General features: G+C 68.8%; 7 protein-coding genes. 3 read left to right on the forward strand and 4 right to left on the reverse strand.

Features of this window, described 5'->3' with window-relative positions:
• From pmrA to cueR, 3 genes are all read left to right on the forward strand, one after another.
• The coding region (gene pmrA / locus FFS27_RS27145; RefSeq protein WP_137952330.1) for a two-component system response regulator PrmA at window positions 1-439 on the forward strand (439 nt) is incomplete at its 5' end.
• Between the two features lie 23 nt (window positions 440-462).
• A complete protein-coding gene (pmrB, locus tag FFS27_RS27150) occupies window positions 463-1,896 on the forward strand; it encodes a two-component system sensor histidine kinase PmrB (RefSeq protein ID WP_015647995.1) in 1,434 nt (477 codons plus the stop codon).
• A 63-nt stretch (window positions 1,897-1,959) separates the two neighbouring features.
• Window positions 1,960-2,358: a Cu(I)-responsive transcriptional regulator gene (gene cueR, locus FFS27_RS27155; RefSeq protein ID WP_003095248.1), complete on the forward strand. Its 399-nt coding sequence runs from the start codon at window positions 1,960-1,962 to the stop codon at window positions 2,356-2,358.
• Here cueR and FFS27_RS27160 read toward each other — a convergent pair.
• From FFS27_RS27160 to FFS27_RS27175, 4 genes are all read right to left on the reverse strand, one after another.
• Window positions 2,327-2,893 carry a nucleotidyltransferase family protein gene (locus FFS27_RS27160; RefSeq protein ID WP_003111297.1) on the reverse strand — a complete coding sequence of 189 codons (567 nt, stop codon included), beginning with the start codon at window positions 2,891-2,893 and terminating at the stop codon, window positions 2,327-2,329. The two genes, cueR and FFS27_RS27160, sit on opposite strands and share 32 nt — an antisense overlap.
• The gene (locus FFS27_RS27165) at window positions 2,890-3,783 is read right to left on the reverse strand and encodes an EamA family transporter (protein WP_003135252.1); all 894 of its coding nucleotides are present in this window, start codon (window positions 3,781-3,783) and stop codon (window positions 2,890-2,892) included. Before FFS27_RS27165 ends, FFS27_RS27160 begins: the two co-directional genes overlap by 4 nt.
• 89 nt (window positions 3,784-3,872) lie before the next feature.
• Window positions 3,873-4,766: a PA4780 family RIO1-like protein kinase gene (locus FFS27_RS27170; RefSeq protein ID WP_023087844.1), complete on the reverse strand. Its 894-nt coding sequence runs from the start codon at window positions 4,764-4,766 to the stop codon at window positions 3,873-3,875.
• 123 nt (window positions 4,767-4,889) lie between these two features.
• On the reverse strand, window positions 4,890-5,890 hold a 1,001-nt coding region (locus FFS27_RS27175), incomplete at its 5' end, for a cyclic di-GMP phosphodiesterase (RefSeq protein WP_137952331.1).

Consider the following 5,890-nt stretch of genomic DNA (forward strand, 5'->3'; position numbering starts at 1 on the left):
GCTGCTCACCGCGCGGGACAAGGTGGCCGACCGGGTCGCCGGGCTCGACAGCGGTGCCGACGACTACCTGACCAAGCCCTTCGATCTCGACGAACTGCAGGCACGGGTGCGCGCCCTGACCCGCCGCACCACCGGTCGCGCCCTGCCGCAACTGGTGCACGGCGAGCTGCGCCTGGACCCGGCGACCCACCAGGTGACCCTGTCCGGCCAGGCGGTGGAACTGGCGCCGCGCGAATACGCGCTGCTGCGCCTGCTGCTGGAGAACAGCGGCAAGGTGCTCTCGCGCAACCAACTGGAGCAGAGCCTCTACGGCTGGAGCGGCGACGTCGAGAGCAACGCCATCGAGGTCCATGTCCATCACCTGCGGCGCAAGCTCGGCAACCAGTTGATCCGCACCGTCCGCGGCATCGGCTACGGCATCGACCAGCCGGCGCCCTGAAAACCGCCTACCGGAGTCCTCCGATGCCGCGTACCGCCGCCCCCTCCGTCCGCCGGCGCCTGCTGATCAACCTGCTGGTCGGCTTCGTGCTGTGCTGGCTGAGCGTGGCGGCGCTGACCTACCACCTCTCGCTGAAGCAGGTGAACCGCCTGTTCGACGACGACATGGTGGACTTCGGCGAAGCCGCCCTGCGCCTGCTCGACCTTGCCACCGAAGACCAGGCCAGCGAGGACGGCTCGATCACCGAGATCATCGAACGCAGCCGCGAGGCGATCCAGGGCCTGCCCCTGCTGCGCCGCGAAAGCGCCCTCGGCTACGCCCTGTGGCGCGACGGCCAGCCGCTGCTGTCGAGCCTCAACCTGCCGCCGGAGATCACGGCCCAGGGCCCCGGCTTCAGCACCGTGGAAGCCCAGGGCACCCACTGGCGGGTGCTCCAGCTGAATATCGACGGCTTCCAGATCTGGATCAGCGAAAACCTGATCTACCGCCAGCACACCATGAACCTGCTGCTGTTCTACTCGCTGTTCCCGCTGCTGCTGGCGCTGCCGTTGCTCGGCGGCCTGGTCTGGTTCGGCGTTGCCCGCGGCCTGGCGCCGCTACGCGAAGTGCAGGCCGAGGTCCAGCAGCGCTCCGCGCGACACCTGCAGCCGATCGCGGTGGAGGCGGTGCCGCTGGAGATCCGCGGCCTCATCGACGAACTCAACCTCCTGCTGGAGCGCCTGCGCACCGCCCTCGAGGCCGAACGCCGACTGACCAGCGACGCCGCCCATGAGATCCGCACGCCGCTGGCCAGCCTGCGCACCCATGCCCAGGTCGCGCTGCGTTCGGAAGACCCCAAGGCCCACGCCCGCGGCCTGCTGCAAGTCAGTCGCAGCGTCGAGCGGATCAGCACCTTGATGGAGCAGATCCTGCTTCTCGCCCGCCTCGACGGCGACGCCCTGCTGGAGCAATTCCACCCGGTCAACCTCGCCACCCTGGCCGAAGACGTACTCTCCGAACTGGCGCGCCAGGCCATCGACAAGGACATCGAGCTGTCGTTGCACCAGGAGACCGTGCACGTGATGGGCATCGACCTGTGGCTGAAGGCGATGGTCGGCAACCTGGTGGGCAACGCCCTGCGCTACACACCGGCTGGGGGCCAGGTCGAGATCCGCGTCGAGAATCGCGCCCAGCACGCCGTGCTGCGGGTGCGCGACAACGGCCCCGGGGTCGCCCTGGAAGAGCAGCAGGCGATCTTCACCCGCTTCTACCGCAGCCCCGCCACCAGCAGCGGCGAGGGCAGCGGCCTGGGCCTGCCGATCGTCAAGCGCATCGTCGAACTGCACTTCGGCAGTATCGGCCTGGGCAAGGGACTGGAGGGCAAAGGGCTGGAAGTACAGGTGTTCCTGCCGAAGACCCAGCCGGACGCGACGCGGCCGCCGGCCAGAGGTCCGGACAGCGGGCGGTCACATATCTGATAGCCTGCGCATTGGCCGGGAAAGGGATAGGCTAGCGGCTTCGCAACCTCCCAGGAGACCCGGATGAATATCGGTGAAGCGGCGAAGAAAAGCGGACTGACGCCGAAGATGATCCGTTACTACGAGTCCATCGAGTTGCTCCGCCCGGCCGGACGCAGCGCCAGCGGCTACCGCCACTACAACGAGAACGACCTGCATACCCTGGCGTTCATCCGCCGTTCGCGGGACCTCGGTTTCTCCCTCGACGAAGTCGGCAAGCTGCTCACCCTCTGGCAGGATCGCCAGCGCGCCAGTGCCGACGTCAAGGCCCTGGCGGCGCAGCACGTGCGCGAGCTGAACCGCAAGATCGAGGAACTCAGCACCCTGCGCGACACCCTGCAGGACCTGGTCGAGCACTGCCAGGGCGACCACCGCCCCGACTGCCCGATCCTCAAGGATCTGGCGTCTGGCTGCTGCCACTGATATCCAGCAGCGGCCAGCGCGCCGTCCAGTTCTTCTCCCGCAGGCGCCGCCGGTAGACCTCCGGCTTGCCGGCGAAATGCGCGGTGGGCCGCACCTTCAGCGCCAGCAGGTCGTCGACGCCCAGCGGCGCCAGTAGCTCCAGGCGTTCGCCGACGAGTCGCAGCGCCACCGCCGTGCACGTTTCCGCCCAGTGGCACAGCGCATCGGCGCAATCCCGGTAGGGCCGGTCGCCGTTGCGCAGGTGCATGCGCGCCTGGTTCTTCACCGACCAGGGCGCCTCGCAGCGACGGCGCAACGCGGCCTCGAAGTCGGCGTCGGCCTGCGGGTCGAGGGCCCGCGGGGCGAAATGAAGTACGTCGATGTCCGCCAGCGGCGTGGCTTCGCCGTAGCCATGCAGATGGTCCCATACCGCGTTGCGCACGAAGCCGGCGCCGATCCAGGCGCCCTCCGGGCCGACCTCGCGCAGCACGCGGAGCAGATGCAGGCGCGAGGAATCGGCGGCGATCAGCGCGAGGATGTCTTCCGCCGTTTTCATCCCACCCGCCGCACCGGCCAGGCGAAGCGTCGCAGCAGGCTGGCCGGCAACAGGGTGATGGCCAGCCCGACGAACACCAGCGCGCAGGCCAGCAGGCTGTCCAGGTCGAGGCGTTCGCCGAGCAGCAGCCAGCCGGCGAGCATGCCCGACACCGGCACCGCCAGGGCGAACGGCGTCACCAGGCTGGCCGGGTAGTGGCGCAGGAGGAAACTCCAGATGGCGAAGCCCACCGTGGTCGCGCCGAAGGCGATGTAGAGCAGCGCGCCGAAGCCGCCCCAGCTCATGTTCAGCACGGCGCGCTCGATGGCGTGCGGACCTTCGAATAGATAGGAAAGCGCCAGCAGCGGCAAAGGCGGGACCAGGCTGACCCAGCAGATCAGGCGCAGCATGTCGGTGGCCCCGGAACGCTTGGTGGCGATGTTGGCGAAGGACCAGGCCAGCGCCGCGGCAACCACCAGCAGGAATGCCAGCAGGCTGTCTCCCAGCGGCCGCTCCAGGCCGATCAGGACCAGCCCCGCCGCCGCCAGCAGGAGGCCGAACAACCCGCGCGGCGACGGCCGCTCGCCCAGCCACAGGGCGGCGATGAGGATGGTGAAGAATACCTGGCTCTGCAGCACCAGCGACGACAGCCCGGCCGGCATGCCCTGGGCCATGCCGACGAACAGCAGGCCGAACTTGACCACCCCGAGGAGCACGCCGATCAGCAGGATGCGTCCGAACGGCGCCGGCATCGGCCCGCGCAGGACCAGCAGCGGCAGCGCCGCCAGGGCGAAGCGCAGGGCGCAGAACAACAGCGGCGGGAAGTCGCCGAGGCCGACCTTGATCACGACGAAGTTCAGACCCCAGATCAGGGTCACCAGCAGGGCGAGCAGGATATGTGCAACAGGCATGGCGGCCTCCGGAAAACTTCAGGCCACGCTAGCAGTTGCGTGCGCAAGGGTCGCGATACAGTTGGCGGGAAAAAACATCCGCCAGCCGCTCACTGCAACCAGGGCGGCGGCGGTTCCTCGCGCTCGCCACGCGGCGCGTCGTCGGCCTGGCGCAGCGCCTGGCGACGCGCCTCCTCGCGCTGCGCGGCCTCGATCTCGCGGAGCACCGCGCGCACGTCGGCGGCCTCTTCGGCTTCGACGAAGGTGCCGCTGAGCGGGGTTTCCGCTGTCAGCTCGCCGGCTTCGTAGAGCGCCCACATTTCCTTGGCATAGCGGGTCTGCCTGAGTTCCGGGGCGAAGCGGCCGAAGTAGGCGGCCATGTTGCCGACGTCGCGTTCGAGCATGCTGAACGCATGGTTGTTGCCGGCCGCGTCGACCGCCTGCGGCAAGTCGATGATCACCGGGCCATCCGGACCGAGCAGGACGTTGAACTCGGAGAGGTCGCCGTGCACCAGGCCGGCGCAGAGCATGGCAACGATCTGGCGGATCAGGAAAGCGTGGTGGCGCCGTGCCTCGTCGGGCTCCAGCGTCACGTCGTTGAGACGCGGCGCAGCATCGCCGTCGGCGTCCGCCACCAGTTCCATCAGCAACACGCCATCGAGGAAATCATAGGGCTTCGGCACCCGCACACCGGCCCCGGCGAGACGGAACAGGGCCGACACTTCGGCATTCTGCCAGGCTTCCTCCTGTTCGCGGCGGCCATACTTCGAGCCCTTGGCCATGGCCCGCGCCTGGCGGCTGTTGCGGACCTTGCGGCCCTCCTGGTACTCGGCGGCCTGGCGGAAGCTGCGCTTGTTGGCCTCCTTGTAGACCTTGGCGCAACGCAGGCTGTCGCCGCAACGCACCACATAGACCGAGGCTTCCTTGCCGCTCATCAGCGGGCGCACGACCTCGTCGATCAGACCGTCTTCGATCAACGGTTCCAGGCGTCTGGGTGTCTTCATCGGTGCTACGCGGTTCCTCGGGGCCAATGTGGAAGGCAAAGGGTCTGACGTTATACGGCAAACGCCGTGCCGAGCACAGCCGGACGCGCCGGCTTTCCGCCGGACTGCGCACCGATCGGCGTACTAGGCCGGTGGCGCGGTGAGTTCGATGCTTTCCGCCACCGCCTGTTCCAGCCGCTGCATCTCCACGTCCAGCGCCTCGGCGCTGTCGGCGTAGCGCTGGGCAACCTCGGCGAAAGCGTCGGCCACGGCGACGAAGGCCTCCACCAGCCGTGGGTCGAATTCACTGTCGGCGCCGGCCTGGATCAACAGCACCGCCTCGGCGTGTGCCAGCGGCGGCCGGTAGGCGTGCCGGCTGGTCAGTTCATCATAGCGGTCGGCCAGGGCGACGATCCGCGCCGCCAGGGGAATCCGCTCGCCCGCCAGGCCCTCCGGAAAGCCCCGGCCATCCCAGCGTTCGTGATGGCTGTAGGCGATCTGCCGGGCGAAGCGGAGGAACCCGGAAGGCTGGCCGAGCCGCCGCTCGGCGCTGGCCAGGGCGTCGCGCCCGGCGCGGGTATGGCCCTGTAGCAGGGCGGTGTCGGCGGCGTCCAGTTGCCCGGGGTTGAGCAGGACCCGGTCGGGCACCGCGACCTTGCCGATGTCATGCAACAGCGCCGACTTGCTCAGCAGGTCGACAGCCTCCGGAGTCAGCTCGTCGGCGAACGCCCGCTGCGCCGCCAGGTGCTCGGCGAGCAGCCTGACATAGCGCTCGATACGCGGAAGATGGCGGCTACGCGGGTTGTCGCGAAGATCGCCAAGGGTCGCCAGGGCTTCGATGACGGCGTCCTGCAACTGTTGCAGTTGGCGCGTGCGACGGCGCACTTCGAGTTCCAGGTATTCGCTCTTGTCGCGCAGGAAATCGGCATTGGCCTTCAGTTGCAGGTGGGTGCGCACCCGCGCCAGGACGATCGGCGGGCTCACCGGCTTGCCCAGGTAATCCACCGCGCCCAGGGCCAGGCCCTGTTGCTCGTCGTCGCGATCGGCGCGGGCAGTGAGAAACATCAACGGGATGTCGCGGGTCAGCGGATCGGCCTTGAGCCGTCGGCAGACCTCGTAGCCGTCCATGCCCGGCATGTTCACGT

Source organism: Pseudomonas sp. 2VD, assembly GCF_005503585.1.
In the GTDB taxonomy this organism is placed as follows: domain Bacteria; phylum Pseudomonadota; class Gammaproteobacteria; order Pseudomonadales; family Pseudomonadaceae; genus Pseudomonas; species Pseudomonas aeruginosa.

Coding starts and splice junctions, on each gene's coding strand:
- cueR (WP_003095248.1), top strand. CDS start 1,960: ATGAATATCGGTGAAGCGGCGAAGAAAAGCGGACTGACGCCGAAGATG.
- pmrB (WP_015647995.1), top strand. CDS start 463: ATGCCGCGTACCGCCGCCCCCTCCGTCCGCCGGCGCCTGCTGATCAAC.
- FFS27_RS27170 (WP_023087844.1), bottom strand. CDS start 4,766: ATGAAGACACCCAGACGCCTGGAACCGTTGATCGAAGACGGTCTGATC.
- FFS27_RS27160 (WP_003111297.1), bottom strand. CDS start 2,893: ATGAAAACGGCGGAAGACATCCTCGCGCTGATCGCCGCCGATTCCTCG.
- FFS27_RS27165 (WP_003135252.1), bottom strand. CDS start 3,783: ATGCCTGTTGCACATATCCTGCTCGCCCTGCTGGTGACCCTGATCTGG.